General features: G+C 71.0%; 12 protein-coding genes. 3 read left to right on the top strand and 9 right to left on the bottom strand.

The window, feature by feature from the left end:
• Window positions 1-116: 116 nt before the first annotated feature.
• The 6 genes from ACFUJR_RS05455 to ACFUJR_RS05430 form a co-directional block, all read right to left on the bottom strand.
• Complete coding sequence (locus ACFUJR_RS05455) at window positions 117-1,154, bottom strand: BMP family protein (protein WP_383163230.1); 1,038 nt, start codon at window positions 1,152-1,154, stop codon at window positions 117-119.
• Window positions 1,155-1,452: 298 nt separating this feature from the next.
• Complete coding sequence (locus tag ACFUJR_RS05450; RefSeq protein ID WP_383163232.1) at window positions 1,453-2,718, bottom strand: M20 family metallopeptidase; 1,266 nt, start codon at window positions 2,716-2,718, stop codon at window positions 1,453-1,455.
• 116 nt (window positions 2,719-2,834) lie between these two features.
• Entirely contained in the window at window positions 2,835-4,067 is a 1,233-nt protein-coding gene (locus ACFUJR_RS05445; protein ID WP_383163233.1) for a hypothetical protein, read from the bottom strand.
• Window positions 4,064-4,957, bottom strand: coding sequence for an N-acetylneuraminate synthase family protein (locus tag ACFUJR_RS05440; RefSeq protein ID WP_383163235.1), 894 nt, complete (start codon window positions 4,955-4,957; stop codon window positions 4,064-4,066). Before ACFUJR_RS05440 ends, ACFUJR_RS05445 begins: the two co-directional genes overlap by 4 nt.
• Window positions 4,958-4,971: 14 nt before the next feature.
• Window positions 4,972-6,177 (bottom strand): cytidylyltransferase domain-containing protein, encoded by a 1,206-nt coding sequence (locus tag ACFUJR_RS05435; RefSeq protein ID WP_383163236.1) that lies wholly within the window; start codon window positions 6,175-6,177, stop codon window positions 4,972-4,974.
• The gene (locus ACFUJR_RS05430) at window positions 6,177-7,445 is read right to left on the bottom strand and encodes a DUF6716 putative glycosyltransferase (protein ID WP_383163238.1); all 1,269 of its coding nucleotides are present in this window, start codon (window positions 7,443-7,445) and stop codon (window positions 6,177-6,179) included. The genes ACFUJR_RS05435 and ACFUJR_RS05430 overlap by 1 nt, the downstream gene beginning before the upstream one ends.
• A 187-nt stretch (window positions 7,446-7,632) precedes the next feature.
• Here ACFUJR_RS05430 and ACFUJR_RS05425 point away from each other — a divergent pair, with 187 nt between their 5' ends.
• Both ACFUJR_RS05425 and ACFUJR_RS05420 read left to right on the top strand, forming a co-directional pair.
• Entirely contained in the window at window positions 7,633-8,625 is a 993-nt protein-coding gene (locus tag ACFUJR_RS05425) for a glycosyltransferase family 2 protein (RefSeq protein WP_383163240.1), read from the top strand.
• Window positions 8,622-9,932, top strand: coding sequence for an alpha-2,8-polysialyltransferase family protein (locus ACFUJR_RS05420; RefSeq protein WP_383163242.1), 1,311 nt, complete (start codon window positions 8,622-8,624; stop codon window positions 9,930-9,932). Before ACFUJR_RS05425 ends, ACFUJR_RS05420 begins: the two co-directional genes overlap by 4 nt.
• A gap of 60 nt (window positions 9,933-9,992) precedes the next feature.
• Here the strand turns inward: ACFUJR_RS05420 and ACFUJR_RS05415 are convergent, their stop codons facing one another.
• The 3 genes from ACFUJR_RS05415 to ACFUJR_RS05405 all read right to left on the bottom strand — a co-directional run bounded on the left by ACFUJR_RS05415 (window position 9,993) and on the right by ACFUJR_RS05405 (window position 13,229).
• Entirely contained in the window at window positions 9,993-10,817 is an 825-nt protein-coding gene (locus tag ACFUJR_RS05415; protein WP_383163243.1) for a MerR family transcriptional regulator, read from the bottom strand.
• A gap of 37 nt (window positions 10,818-10,854) precedes the next feature.
• A complete protein-coding gene (gene leuE / locus ACFUJR_RS05410) occupies window positions 10,855-11,511 on the bottom strand; it encodes a leucine efflux protein LeuE (protein WP_383163245.1) in 657 nt (218 codons plus the stop codon).
• A gap of 137 nt (window positions 11,512-11,648) precedes the next feature.
• Complete coding sequence (locus tag ACFUJR_RS05405) at window positions 11,649-13,229, bottom strand: methylmalonyl-CoA mutase (RefSeq protein ID WP_383163247.1); 1,581 nt, start codon at window positions 13,227-13,229, stop codon at window positions 11,649-11,651.
• Window positions 13,230-13,455: 226 nt separating this feature from the next.
• Here ACFUJR_RS05405 and ACFUJR_RS05400 point away from each other — a divergent pair, with 226 nt between their 5' ends.
• Window positions 13,456-14,301: a L,D-transpeptidase family protein gene (locus tag ACFUJR_RS05400; RefSeq protein WP_383163249.1), complete on the top strand. Its 846-nt coding sequence runs from the start codon at window positions 13,456-13,458 to the stop codon at window positions 14,299-14,301.
• Window positions 14,302-14,436 lie beyond the last annotated feature (135 nt).

Below are 14,436 nucleotides of genomic sequence, written 5' to 3'. Positions count from 1 at the left end.
ACGACGGACGCTACGCGCGTAGCTTTTGGAAAATCGTGCAACTGCCCACGGGCAGACGTGTGAAGGGGGCCCGGAGTGTCGGCCGAAGCCGCTCTCCGGGCCCCCTCCGACGGATGTCAGAGGGTCGTGGCGACCTTGATCTGACCGTCGACGATCTTCTTCTTGGCCTCGTCGATCTGGGCCTGGATGTCGGTGAGGTGGCCACCGGTGGTGGTCAGGGAGACACCGTTCTCGGCGAGCGAGTAGACGTGCGTGCCGGTCATCGGCTTGCCGTCCTGGACGGACTTGACGAGCTCGAAGACGCCGGTGTCGACGTTCTTGACGACCGAGGTCAGGATCGAGCCGGCGTACTTGGACAGGGCCGGGTCCTTGGCCTGGTCCGAGTCGACACCGATCGCCCAGGTGCCGGGCTTGGCGGCGACGGCCTCGATGGCGCCGGCGCCCGAGCCGCCCGCGGCGGCGTAGATGACGTCGATGCCCTTGTCGAGCATGCCCTTGGCGGCGGCCTTGCCCTTGTCCGGGGCGCCGAAGCCGGACATGTCCGTGCCGGTCGACAGGTACTGGATCGTGACCGTGGCGTCCGGCTTGGTGTCCTTGACACCCTGCTGGAAGCCGGCGGCGAACTTCTTGATCAGCGGAATGTCGACACCGCCGATGAAGCCGATCTTGCCGTCCTTGGACTTCAGCGCGGCCGCGACACCGGCGAGGTACGAGCCCTGCTCCTCGGTGAAGACGATCGAGTCGACGTTCTTCGCCTCGGAGACCGAGTCGACGAGGCCGAAGGTGGTGTTCGGGAACTTGGCAGCGGTCTTGTCGATCGCGTCCTTGTAGGCGAAGCCGACACCGATGACCGGGTTGAAGCCACCCTCGGCGAGGGAGGTGAGGCGCTGCTCGCGGTCGGCCGGGGTCTCACCGGTCTTGGCGGTGAGCTCCTTGGTCTCGACACCGAGGTCGGCCTTGGCCTTGTCGAGGCCGCGGGCGGCGGAGTCGTTGAACGAGTTGTCGCCACGGCCACCGACGTCGTACGCCATGCCGACCTTGATGGTGTCCGAGTCGGATGCGGACTCGGTGGACGACTCACCGCAAGCGGTGGCGGTGAGAGCGAGGGCCGCGGTCGCAACGGACGCGGAAACGATCTTGGATACCCGGCGCAAGAGGAGGGTCCCTTCGAGACTGACCGAAAGCGCCTCTTCCGGCGCTGGTTTCGCGTGGATCGTAACGCGCGTAGATGTCAGTTAAAGACCCGTTCATGAGTCGTTATCGGATCGTCGCGAACCGGCCAGAAGGACGACCGACGGCGTCCGACCCGGCACGACCGGTTATACCCGCTGGTGCGGGCGTTCGACCCGGGCCCGCGCGACGGCGCGCGGACCGCTGGGCCGAACGTGCGCAGGCCACTGGGCCGGACGTGCGCAGGCCGCTGCGCCGACCGGGCGAACCCGTCCGGGCGCGTCAGAGCCGCGGTGCGGCGTCGAGCAGGGCCGCCGCGGTGAACAGCTCGACACCCACCGCGATGGCCCGCTCGTCCACGTCGAAGTCGCCCGCGTGCAGGTCCCGGCGTGTCGGGTCGCCGGGGGTACGGACACCCAGGCGGGCCATCGCGCCGGGGACGTGCTCCAGGTACCAGGAGAAGTCCTCGCCGCCGAGGCTCTGCTCGGTGTCCTCGACCTGCTCCGCTCCCCGGCGGGCGGTCATGGCCTCCCGGAGCAGTTCGGTGATGACCGGGTCGTTGACGACCGGGGGGACCCCGCGGACGTAGTTGATGGTCGACTTGGCGCGGTGGAGGGTGGCGATCTCGTCGATCGCCGCGTGGACCAGGTCCGGGGCGTCGCGCCAGGCGGGCAGGTCGAGGCAGCGGACCGTGCCGGAGAGTTCGGCGTGCTGCGGGATGACGTTGCAGGCGTGGCCGGCCTCGATACGGCCCCAGGTGACCGCGAGGCCCGAGCGGGCGTCCACCCGGCGGGCGAGCAGGGCCGGAACGTCGACGGCGATCCGGGCGGCGGCCGTGACCAGGTCCGTGGTGAGGTGCGGGCGGGCCGTGTGGCCGCCGGGGCCGTCGAGGGTGACTTCGAGACGGTCGCAGGCGGAGGTGATGGGCCCGGGGCGCAGACCGATCCGGCCCGCGTCCACCTTCGGGTCGCAGTGCACGGCGATGATCCGGCCGACCCCGTCCAGGACGCCGTACTCAATGGCGTCGGCGGCGCCGCCGGGCAGCACCTCCTCGGCGGGCTGGAAGATCAGCCGTACCGGGTTGGGGAGCAGCCCCTGCCGGTCGAGCTCGGCGAGGACGAGCCCGGCGCCCAGCACGGTGGTGGTGTGGACATCGTGTCCACATGCGTGGGCCCGATTGGGCACGGTGGAGCGGTACGCGACGGTCTTGACGTCCGGAATGGGCAGCGCGTCGAGGTCGGCGCGGATCGCCAGCATGGGCCGTGCCCGCCCCACCCGTGGCCCGCCGTCACCCTTGTCCGAGCTTCGCCCCCCTCCTGAAGTGCCGATGTCGCACACCAGGCCCGTGCCCGCCGGGAGGATCTTCGGCGCGAGTCCCGCGGCCTCCAGCCGGGCCTTCACGGCCGCGGTCGTCCGGAACTCCTGGTTGCCGAGCTCGGGGTGCATGTGCAAGTCGCGGCGGAACGCGATCAGTTCGGCGCGCAGCGGCGCGGACAGCGTTCCGGGCAGAGCGACGGAGCCGGGCTCACGGGACTTCAACTGGTTCACCTTTTGAAGGGTAGGCCCCTTCAAAGATCAACTGCCCGTTGATCACGAAAAGTTCAGCCCGATAGGGGAAAGAATCTCGGTTTACCAGGCTTGACGACCATCCGTTGTGGGTAAGCTCACCCGAATTCGAGCCGTTGTGGGGTCTGGGTGGCCTGAGCCCTCTGGGCGGTCAGCCGGTCGACCTCGTGGGCCGCCGTGCCCGCGACTCCGGCCAGGAAGCCCTGGGCCCGGGGGGAGGCGGTCTTCTTGAGCCACTCCGGCGCGATCTCGCAGACGGCGACCTTGACCCCCGTGCCGGCCAGAGCGAGCGGCAGGGTGTGGACGACGGTCGAGGGAAAACTGACCACCGTACGACCGATCGGGCCGCGCCGGGCGATCAGCTCCAGCGGCATATCGGGGCGGACGATCTCCAGACCGGTCTCCACCGCGATCCGGTGCAGCTTCTCGGTCGCCTCGCGGCGGTGCGCGAAGTAGCGGGTGGCGCCGTGGGTACGGGCCAGCTCGGCGACGACGACGGCGTACTGGTCGGGGTCGACCACACCGGTCTCGACCAGCGAGGTGCCGACCAGGTCCGCGCCCTTGGTGAGCCGGGGCGGGCCGAAGCGCGACCGGGTCCAGGCGAAGGTGTTCCGGGTGACGGTCGTGCCGGGCGGAGGGTCGACCGGGAGCGAGGTGAAGATCTCGACGGTACGGCGCCGGGTCGGGGCGAGCTTGCGGCGGGCGGCGGCGGTCACCGGCGCGAGCACCAGCTCGCGCGGTCCCCGGCTGCCACGCCGGTGCCAGCGCACCAGGCGCTCGCCTCGGGCCAGTTGGGCGGCGTACTCCATGGTGGCGGTGCCGTCGTCGACGACCGTCAGACTCCTGGGGGCGAAGAGCGTGAGCAGGAGCTGCACGTAGCGCGAGAACGGGTCCCCGACGATGACGCGCTCGGCCGACCGCAGCAGCGGGGCGAGTTCTCGCAGCGTCCGTGCGAGGGAGCCGCGGGTGCCACGGGCCTCCTGCCAGTGCACGGTGAACCCGTCGTCGCGGGCCAGCTGAGCCATCCGGCGCAGCTGACCGCGCGACATCGGGTCGGTCGGCGAGAGCACGACGACGGTGAGCCCGCCGCGGTCGTGCCCGTCGGCCACGGTCCCCCGGCCGTCGGGGCCGGTGGTGCTGGCGGGAGTCGCGGGGCGCGGGGCCGCAGCGGGCGGGGGCGCCTGGTCCCCGGCGCGCGCGGGCGCGTGTATCGCGGCCCCCCGGCCGTCGGGGGCGGTCGTGCCCCCGACGGCGAGGGACTGGGCGTGTGCCCACTCCAGGACGTTCAGGAGCTGGACCGGGCTCTCGACGAACGCCAGCTGGCCGGTCATGCGGCGACAGACCCCTGGACCCGGCGGAGCTTCTTCATCGGGCCGAGCTCCGACTCGTAGACCTTCTTGACGCCGTCACCGAGCGCGGTCTCGATCGTGCGGATGTCGCGGACCAGGCGCTGCAGGCCCTGCGGCTCGACCGAGGCGGCCTGGTCGGAGCCCCACATGGCGCGGTCGAGGGTGATGTGGCGCTCGACGAACGTGGCGCCGAGGGCGACGGCGGCCAGCGTGGTCTGGAGGCCGGTCTCGTGCCCGGAGTAGCCGATCGGGACGTTCGGGTACTCCTCCTTCAGCGTGTTGATCACGTTGAGGTTGAGCTCCTCGGCCTTGGCCGGGTAGGTGGACGTGGCGTGGCAGAGCAGGATGTTGTCGCTGCCCAGGACCTCGACCGCGTGACGGATCTGCTTCGGCGTCGACATGCCGGTCGAGAGGATGACCGTACGGCCGGTGGCGCGCAGCGAGCGGAGCAGCTCGTCGTCCGTGAGGGAGGCGGAGGCGACCTTGTGGGCCGGGACGTCGAACTTCTCCAGGAAGGTGACGGCCTCGGTGTCCCACGGGGAGGCGAACCAGTCGATGCCGCGCTTCTCGCAGTGCTCGTCGATGGCGCGGTACTCGTCCTCGCCGAACTCCACACGGTGGCGGTAGTCGATGTAGGTCATGCGGCCCCAGGGGGTGTCCCGCTCGATGTCCCACTGGTCGCGCGGGGTGCAGATCTCGGGCGTGCGCTTCTGGAACTTCACGGCGTCGCAGCCGGCCTCGGCCGCCACGTCGATGAGCGCGAGGGCGTTCTCGAGGTCGCCGTTGTGGTTGATGCCGATCTCACCGGTGACGTAGACGGGCCAGCCGGGGCCCGCGGTCTTGCTGCCGAACGTGCGGAGACGGTTGCTCATGGTTCTGGTGTTCCTTAGGAGTTGGGGGTGTGGAGCTCGGGTCCGAGAAGCCAGGCCGCGATCTCGCGGACGGCTCCGGAGCCACCGGGGGTGAGGGTCACCGCACGGGCGGCGGCCCGTACGGAGTCGTGCGCGCTCGCCACCGCGACCGGCCAGCCGACGAGGTGGAAGCACGGGAGGTCGTTGACGTCGTTGCCGGCGTAGAGGACGCGCTGCGGGTCGATGCCCTGCTCCTCGCACCACTGCTTGAGGGCGAGGTCCTTGCGGTCGATGCCGTGCAGGACGGGGATCCGGAGCTTGCGGGCGCGGGCGGCGACGACGGCGTTCTGCTCGGTCGAGAGGATCAGGACCGGCATGCCGGCCCGGCGCAGGGCCGCGATACCGAGGCCGTCGCCCCGGTGCGCGGAGACGAACTCGTGTCCCTCGGAGTCGAGATGGACCCGGTCGTCGGTCTGCGTGCCGTCGAAGTCGAGGACCACGGCGTCGACGTCGTCGAAGCCGGGGGTGATCGGCGTGTCGAGCAGCGGGGCGAGCGCGCGGGCGCGGGCCAGGTCGTGCGGGTCGTCGATCTCCAGGACCCGGGCGGGGTCGGTGACGACGAGCGCGGTGTGGCCGAAGAAGCGGTGCTTGTGGGTACGGAAGCCCTCGGCGGCCATCGCGTAGACGGCTCCGGTCTCCAGGTACTCGGCCTCGCGGTCCTGCCGGCGGGGGCGGTGCGCCTTGTCGTGGTTGACACCGTAGGCCCCGGAGTCCTCCCCGCCGGTCCCGCCCTCGGGGGTCTCCCGCCAGAGGAAGCCGTGGGTCGGGGCGGCCGTGAAGGCCGTGTCCGCGCCGCCCTCGACGATCCTCTCCACGGTGCCGTTGACCTCGCCCGCCGTGAGGAAGGGGCTCGTGCACTGGACGAGGAGGATCACGTCCGCGCGGCGCCCGCTCGTCGCCTCGAACGCGTCCATCGCGTGCAGGACCGCCGACTCGCTGGTGGCCGTGTCGCCGGCGATCGACGCCGGACGGTGGATCGCCTCCGCGCCGGCCGCGCGGGCCGCCGAGGCGATCGCCGCGTCGTCCGTGGAGACGACGACATCGGTCACGAGAGGGGCGCCGAGGCAGGCGCGGACCGCGCGGGAGACCAGCGGGACCCCCGCAACCGGGGCGAGGTTCTTGGCGGGGACGCCCTTGGAACCGCCCCGCGCCGGGATGACGGCAAGCACGGTCGTGGTCATCAGAGTTCTCCAAGACGGCGGATGACGGGGGCCACGCGCTGGACGCCGTGGCGGTACGCGCCCCGCGCCGCCTCCCGGACGATCCGGCGCAGCCCGCTGTCGCGGCTCGCCGGGGCGGTCACGTCGAGGCGGTGGCGGGCGAGGATCCCGGGCAGGTATCCCGGAGCCGTCTCCGTTGTGTAGTAGGGGGTGATCGGGGGCAGCGGCGGCCCGTCGAGCAGTTCGGCGACCCGCGCGCGGGCGCCGTCGAAGGCCTTCTCGTACCCGCCCTCGGACGCGACGCCCTGCCGGGCGAGCCACTCCTCGTCCGGCTTCGGGCGGACGTCCGCGTCGAGCCGGTCGAAGGAGGTCAGCAGCCCCGATCCGATGAAGTGGTGGTTGCCGAGGACCTCGCGCACGCCCATGTCGGTGAGGATCGCCGTGGGGATCCTCCGGTGCAGCGCTTCGAGCGCGGCCGTCGAGGAGACCGTGACCAGCAGGTCGGTGCGGTCCAGGACCTCGCCCATGTGCCCGTACACCAGACGGAAGTTGGGCGGGGTGTCCAGGTCGCGCACCAGCTTCTGGTACGGCAGCTCCTCCAGGTGGGTGGTGTGCTCGCCCGGCTTGGAGCGGAGCTTGAGCAGCACCTCCCGCCCCGGGTGCAGCCGCGCGTGCTCGACGAGCCTGCGGAGCAGGTACGCGCGGTCGGCGCGGGTGACCGGCACGGACGGCTGGGCGGCGAAGACGAGCGTGTCCCGGCCGGGCTCGGGGGCGTAGGGCGCACCGCCGAGGAACGGCAGCGCCGCCTCCACCACCGAGGAGGCGTCGGCGCCCACTCCTTCGTACACGGCACGGAAACGCTCCGCGTCGTGGCGGGAGTTGGCGAGGACGACGTCCGCGCCGTGGCGCAGCAGGAGACCGTCGGCGAGCTTCTCGTAGACGACTCCGACATAGCCGGTGACGATCAGCGGGCGGCGCTGCAGGTTCAGGTCGGCGATCCCCTGGAGGACCGCGCGGACCGTGCCGCCGACGAGGGAGAGGACGACGAGGTCGTACTCCCCGTCCCGTACCTCACGAAGGAACTCCGCGCCCGTCACCTCGCGCGGGGGTGTGGTGGACACCCCCGTCTCGGCGAGTTGACGCGCGGTGGGGGTCGCCCGGCCGCGCAGGACGAAACCGGTGGGTTCGGCATTCGTGATGCGGCGCGCGGTGAGCGCGCCCCATTTCCACCGGGTGTCGGAGTCGGCGAGTACGGCTACGCGTACTCGTTCATGGGTACTTGCTGGCACGTCGAGGACGCTAGAGACGCATTTCGTGTGCTGGCCCAACTGAGCCACAACAAACGGTGAACAGAGCCTCTCCGCACGCTGAAAACGGCCGGGATCGGGGGTGGTTAAGCCGCCCGCCTCTTCGTGTTCACCGAACATCCCTCTGCCGGTCAGAACGAATGCCGGGGCGGCGCCTAGCGTCGGCCGGGTGGTCAAGCTCTCCGTCGTCGTGCCGTTCTACAACGTGCAGACATATGCCCCAGACACCCTGACAAGCCTGCGCGCGAACACCCGCGAGGACTTCGAGTTCCTTCTCGTCGACGACTGCTCGACGGACGGGACGCCGGAGATCCTCGAACGGGCCGCACGCGACATCCCGGGGGCCGTTCTGCTCCGGCACGAGAGGAACGAGGGTCTTGCCACCGCGCGCAACACCGGACTCGACGCCGCCCGAGGGCGCTATCTCGCGTTCCTCGACGGCGACGACTGGCTCGCCCCCGGGCACCTGTCCCGGCTGGTCACGGCCATGGACGAGCTGGACTGCGACTTCCTCCGCACCGACCACGTGGTGAACACCGACCGGCGCCGGTCGGTGAAGCGCGCCCCGATCGCGCGCCGGAACGAGGTGCTGCGTCCCCGGGACGCGATCCTGCCGGCCCACCGGACGACCTCGGTCGACTATCCGTACGCCTGGGCGGGGATGTACCACCGGCGGCTGCTCGACCGCGGGCTGCTCCACTTCACCCCGGGCCTGCGGACGGCGGAGGACCGGCCGTGGATCTGGAAGCTGCACCGGGAGGCGGACTCCTTCGCCGCGGTGAGCACACTGGGCGTCTTCTACCGGCGCGGTGTCTCCACCTCGCTGACCCAGATCGGCGATATCCGCCAACTCGATTTCATCCGGGCTTTCGACCAGGTGATCGAGGAGACGGCCGACGACGCGGACGCGGACCGGCTTCTTCCGAAAGCCGTCCGTACCTATTGCGCGCTCATTTCGCACCACGTCTCCTCCATTGAACGATTCGAACCGGCGGTGGCGAGGAAATTGCGCTCGATGAGTGCGGGGGCGCTGCGGCGCATGCCGCAGGACGTGCTCGACGAGGCACTGTCCTCGATGGACGAGGAACGGGCGGGCGTCCTGCGCAAGCTGCGCCGCCGCCGCGCGGGCTCCCTCGGCCAGGGCTCGGGGGCCGCCGCGTGAGGACCACCCAGATCTTCTACGCCTCCACCCTGTACGGCGCGGCGACGCTGGCCGCCGCCCTCGATAGCGGCTGCTTCGGCCCGGCCGACCGGAGGCTCCTGCTCGTCGGCAACAACGCGGCGGTGCCGGAGACCACACCGGCTCTCGACGAGATGCCCGGCTTCGAGCGGCTGCGCGGCCGCTTCGACGCGGTGCTGTCCTGGAACGAGGCGATCTCCCCGCTCCACCCGGCCGGCTGGTCGCCTCGCGCGGACGACGTGCCGATGCTCGAACGTCATCTGCGGCGGCTCTGGGACCTCGGCGACGACCGGATCGAGATCGCCCTGGAGTCGGTGCAGGTCGCGCCGGCGCTGACGATCGCCCGGCTGTTCCCGGAGGCGCGGCTCGACGTGTACGCCGACGGGCTGATGAGCTACGGCCCGACCCGTAACAAGATCGACCCGCTGGTCGGCGACCGAGTGCGGCGACTGCTCCATCTGGACCTGGTGCCCGGGCTCGCGCCGCTGCTGCTGGGCGAGTTCGGACCGACGCCCGAGGTGGTGCCGGCGGAGGCCTTCACCAAGGTGGTCGCCGAGCTGGCGGACACGGCCGGCCCCGCCACCGAGGAGGGCCCGGCGCTGCTGCTCGGCCAGTACCTCGCGGCGCTCTCGCTGCTGACCCCGGACGAGGAGGAGGAGCTGCACGTACGGATGGTGCGCGGCACGATCGCGCGCGGGTACCGGCGGCTCGTCTTCAAGCCGCACCCCACGGCGCCGGACGCCTGGACCCGGCGGCTGGCACGGGAGGCGGAGGCGCTCGGCGCCGAACTCACCGTCCTCGACCGGCCGGTGCTCGCCGAGGTGGTGTACCGGGAGCAGCGTCCCGCGCTGGTGGTGGGCTGCTTCTCGACGGCGCTGATGACGGCGCACGCGTTCTACGGGATCCCGGTGGCCCGGGTCGGCACGCGGACGCTCCTGGAGAGGCTGGCCCCGTTCCAGAACAGCAACCGCGTCCCGGCGACCCTGGTGGACGCGCTCGTCCCCGACCTGGAGGACGACACCGCGCCGGCCACGGCCTGGGACGCGGAGGCCCTCGCGGGCCTGGTCTCGGCGGTGGGCTTCGCGATGCAGCCCAAGATCCGACCGGACCTGCGGGGCGCGGCGGTACGACACCTGTCGGGCCCGCTCGCGGAGGGAACGCGGCACTACTTCAAGCGCCGCCGCCTCACCGTCCTGGGCCTCCCGGGCGGCATCCCGGTCCCCCGCCACCCAGGAGTCCGCCGCCTGGCCCGGCGGGCGCTGAAACTGAAGCGGGCGCTGGCGAAGTGAGCAGGGGGCCGCCCCGGACAGGTGTCCGGGCCGGCCCCTGCTCCGTCGGTCTCTGTCGCGTCAGGCGCGGGTGACCGGCTCCTGGAGTTCCGTCACCCACTTCGCGCGGTCTTCCGGGACTTCCAGGTAGAGCTCGCGGGAGTAGCCCGTCGAGCGGTAGCCGTTGGCGTCGATCCAGGTGGCCAGGGTCTGGACCGTCGGCAGGAGGTCCTCCATCGGGCCCCGGTGGACGACGGTCGCCGCCTCCTCCAGGCCGGGCAGCACGACGACATCGACGCCCGCCACCTCCTCGGTACCCGCGGGGAGCGTCATCCCCGCGTGGACGACGACCGAGCCGTCGCCCCGCCCAGCGTCCTCGTAGTACGCGATCCCCGGGCCGAACCCCGTGACGCCCGCCGCCTCCAGCCGCGCGCACAGCGTCTCGTACAGCGGCTGGATGACCGGACCGATCTCTCCCGGGCCGAAGCCCCCCGCCACGCCGCTCAGCTCGGCGAGCCGTACCGGCGGAATGCTCTTGATCACGACGTCCTGTGTGGGCATGTGCCCCTCGCTCTCGATGGCTCGGAGCCGCGCGCCGACCTGGGCCAGCCGTCCCGCCGCCTCCGCCAGGGCCGTCTCCAGCTCTGCCTGGCGCAGCCGCAGCATGCCGCGCAGCTCCTCCGCGCCGACCTGCTCGTCGAGGATCGACCCCACCTGTTCGAGGGTGAAGCCGAGCTCCTTGAGCGCGATGACGCGGTTGAGGCGGGCGAGCTGGTCCGCCTCGTAGAAGCGGTAGCCGCTGTGCGGGTCGACATGGGCCGGGCGCAGCAGTCCGATGGCGTCGTAGTGGCGCAGCATGCGGACCGACACCCGCCCGTGCCGGGCGAAGTCTCCGATGGTGAACATGACGACTCCTACGACACGGCCTCACACGGTGTGAGGGTCAAGCGGCGCTGCTGAGGGAGAGCTTCGCGGCGAAGCCGAGGAAGAGCGCGCCCGCGGCGGAGGTGGCCCCGGCCGAGAGCCGCCTGCGGCGCCGGAACGCGGTGGCGAGCCGCGTGCCGCCGAATATCAGCATCGTCAGGTAGAGGAAGCTGCCGATCTCCAGCAGCGTGCCGAGCACCAGGAAGGAGAGGGCCGGGTAGGCGTACGCCGGGTCCACGAACTGCACGAAGAACGAGATGAGGAAGAGGATCGCCTTCGGGTTGAAGAGGCTGATGATCAGCGCCCTGCGGTACGGGTTCTCCCCCGGCCCCGCGTGGGCCTGCTCGCTCTCCTCGACCGCGGTCTCCCCGCGCGAGCGCCACATCTCCCAGGCCGAGCGCATCATCCCGTACGCCATCCACGCCAGGTATCCCGCGCCCGCGTACTTCACGATCATGAAGAGCAGCGGGGTGGTCTGGAGCAGCGAGGCGGCGCCGAGTGCGGCCAGCGTCATCAGGATCGCGTCGCCGGTGAAGACGCCGGCGGCGGCCTTGTACCCGGTCCGGGTGCCCTTGCGGGCGGCGACGGACAGCACGTAGAGCGAGTTCGGCCCCGGCAGAAGGATGATGAGGACGAGGCCCACGAGATAGGTCGGAAGATCGGTGACACCCAGCATGAACGGAGTGTCGCACGGGGGTACGACACTCCGCCCGGGTGTTTCGTATCGCGGAGGATCAGGGCGCGCCGAGGCTGAGGACACGCGGAGGCTGAGGACACGCGGAGGCTCAGGACGCGCGGCTCAGAACACGCGGCTCAGAACGCGTCCGTCGGTACGTAGGTGCCCCAGATGTCGCGGAGGGCGTTGCAGACCTCGCCGACCGTGGCCCGCGCCCTGAGCGCGTCCTTCATCGGGTAGAGCACGTTGTCCGTGCCCTCCGCCGCCTTCCTCAGCTCCGCCAGCGCCGCGTCCACCGCTGCCTGGTCCCGCCCCGCGCGCAACCGGGCCAGCCGCTCCACCTGCTGCGCCTCGATGGCCGGGTCCACCCGCAACGGCTCGTACGGCTCCTCCACATCCACCGTGAAGCGGTTCACACCCACGACGACCCGCTCACCGCTGTCGGTCTCCTGCGCGATCCGGTACGCCGAACGCTCGATCTCACCCTTCTGGAAACCCCACTCGATCGCGCTCACCGCCCCGCCCAGGTCCTCGACCTTCCGCATCAGCTCCAGCACGGCGGCCTCCATGTCGTCGGTCATCCTCTCCACGACATACGAGCCGGCGAACGGATCGACGGTGGCGGTCACGTCCGTCTCGTACGCCAGAACCTGCTGCGTCCGCAGCGCCAGGCGCGCGGACTTGTCCGTCGGCAGAGCGATGGCCTCGTCGAAGGAATTCGTGTGCAACGACTGCGTACCCCCGAGGACGGCCGCCAGGCCCTGCACGGCGACCCGCACCAGATTCACCTCGGGCTGCTGGGCGGTGAGCTGCACACCCGCGGTCTGGGTGTGGAAGCGGAGCATCAGCGACTTGGGATCCTTCGCACCGAACTCCTCCCGCATCACCCGCGCCCAGATCCGGCGCGCCGCCCGGAACTTGGCCACCTCCTCCAGGATCGTCGTCCGCGCCACGAAGAAGAACGACAGACGCGGCGCGAAATCGTCCACGTCCATCCCCGCCGCCACCGCCGTACGGACGTACTCGACACCGTCGGCGAGCGTGAACGCGATCTCCTGCGCCGGCGAGGCCCCCGCCTCCGCCATGTGATAGCCCGAGATCGAGATCGTGTTCCACCGCGGGATCTCGGCCCGGCAGTACTTGAAGATGTCCGCGATCAACCGCAGCGAGGGCTTGGGCGGAAAAATGTACGTACCCCGCGCGATGTACTCCTTCAGCACATCGTTCTGGACCGTGCCCGTCAGCCGGTGAGCCGGCACCCCCTGCTCCTCACCGACGAGCTGGTACAGCAACAGCAGCAGCGCGGCCGGCGCGTTGATCGTCATCGACGTCGACACCTGATCCAGCGGAATCCCGTCGAACAACACCCGCATGTCGTCGATCGAGTCGATCGCCACACCGACCTTCCCCACCTCGCCGTGCGCGAGCGGGGCATCGGAGTCATGGCCCATCTGCGTCGGCAGATCGAACGCGACGGACAACCCCGTCGTGCCGTTCGCGATCAACTGCCGGTACCGGGCATTCGACTCCACCGCCGTGCCGAAACCCGCGTACTGCCGCATCGTCCACGGGCGACCCGTGTACATCGACCGGTACACACCACGCGTGAACGGGTACGCCCCCGGCTCACCCAGCTTCTCCGCCGGATCCCACCCCTCCAGCACCTCCGGCCCGTACACCGGCTCGACAGGCAGCCCCGACTCCGACTCACGCGCCATCTGGTGTGCCTCCCGATTGAACCTACTGGCCGGTACGGATTCTCGCGACGGACTGCAGCGGCGGGCCTGCGACGGCGGGGCCGCGCGCTGGGACCTTCCTCACAAGGATGCTCCGTAGCTGCGCCGGGTGCGCAACCAAGCGCGCGCGGGAAGCATCCAATAGGTACACAGGCCGATTCCCGGGGGGGCACCGATGCGCCGTTCGTCCGTCATACGCAGAGCACTCATGGCCGCGGCCGCGGTGGCGATCGCCACCGGCTGCACGGCCCAGGCGGCGGGCGGCGGCAGCACGCCCGCGACGAGCGGGCCGTCGAGTTCCTCCTCGGCCGCGCCCACGACCCCGGCGCCGACCTCGGACTCCCCGAGCGCGACGCCGACGACGGACGACAAGCCGTCCTCCCCGACGCCCAGCTCCTCCCCCACCTCCGCCCAGCCCGTCGGCAAGGTCCTGATGAAGGACGGCGACGAGAACAAGCAGGTGCGGGAGCTCCAGGCGCGGCTGCGGCAGATCGGCTACTTCGACCGCGCGCCTACCGGCTTCTACGGCTCGATCACCGGCAAGGCCGTCTCGGCCTTCCAGAAGAAGCGGGAGCTGCCGCAGACCGGTTCGGTGGACGAGGTCACCTGGCAGCGGCTCGTCGGGATGACCCGCAAGCCGACCTCCGACGAGCTGAAGCCGTCCACGTCCAACGCGCTGGACACGCCGGACCCGCGCTGCATGACCGGGCGCGTGCTCTGCATCAGCAAGGAGACCCGCACGCTGGCCTGGATGATCGACGGCAAGGTCGTCTCGTCGATGGACGTCCGCTTCGGTTCGGAGAACACCCCGACCCGCGAGGGCGTCTTCAACGTCGACCGCAAGGTCCGCGACGACTGGTCGAAGCTCTACCACACGCCGATGCCGTACTCGATGTACTTCAGCCGCGGCCAGGCGGTGCACTACTCGGCGGACTTCGCGGCCCGCGGCTACAACGGGGGCTCGCACGGCTGCGTGAACGTCAGGGACCGGGCGAAGCTCGCGACCCTCTTCGACCAGGTGAAGGTCGGCGACAAGGTCGTCGTGCACTGGTAGGCACCGCAAGCGGGTCGAAGTGAGAGTGGCGCGGGTGGGGGGGGGGGAAGAGGGGCCCCACCCCCCCCGTGTTCCATGCCCCGCGGAACGGGGGGAGATCCCCTCCCCCCCCCACTACCCAACCCCTTACCCCCC

The organism is Streptomyces sp. NPDC057271 (assembly GCF_042668715.1).
Taxonomy (GTDB): Bacteria; Actinomycetota; Actinomycetes; order Streptomycetales; family Streptomycetaceae; genus Streptomyces.
This window is presented reverse-complemented; position numbering and strand designations above follow the sequence as displayed.

What these genes read in the sequence shown, in the direction of transcription:
- ACFUJR_RS05445 (WP_383163233.1), bottom strand. Translation starts at nt 4,067, where the DNA reads ATGACCGGCCAGCTGGCGTTCGTCGAGAGCCCGGTCCAGCTCCTGAAC.
- ACFUJR_RS05440 (WP_383163235.1), bottom strand. Translation starts at nt 4,957, where the DNA reads ATGAGCAACCGTCTCCGCACGTTCGGCAGCAAGACCGCGGGCCCCGGC.
- ACFUJR_RS05435 (WP_383163236.1), bottom strand. Translation starts at nt 6,177, where the DNA reads ATGACCACGACCGTGCTTGCCGTCATCCCGGCGCGGGGCGGTTCCAAG.
- ACFUJR_RS05415 (WP_383163243.1), bottom strand. Translation starts at nt 10,817, where the DNA reads ATGTTCACCATCGGAGACTTCGCCCGGCACGGGCGGGTGTCGGTCCGC.
- leuE (WP_383163245.1), bottom strand. Translation starts at nt 11,511, where the DNA reads ATGCTGGGTGTCACCGATCTTCCGACCTATCTCGTGGGCCTCGTCCTC.
- ACFUJR_RS05405 (WP_383163247.1), bottom strand. Translation starts at nt 13,229, where the DNA reads ATGGCGCGTGAGTCGGAGTCGGGGCTGCCTGTCGAGCCGGTGTACGGG.
- ACFUJR_RS05400 (WP_383163249.1), top strand. Translation starts at nt 13,456, where the DNA reads ATGGCCGCGGCCGCGGTGGCGATCGCCACCGGCTGCACGGCCCAGGCG.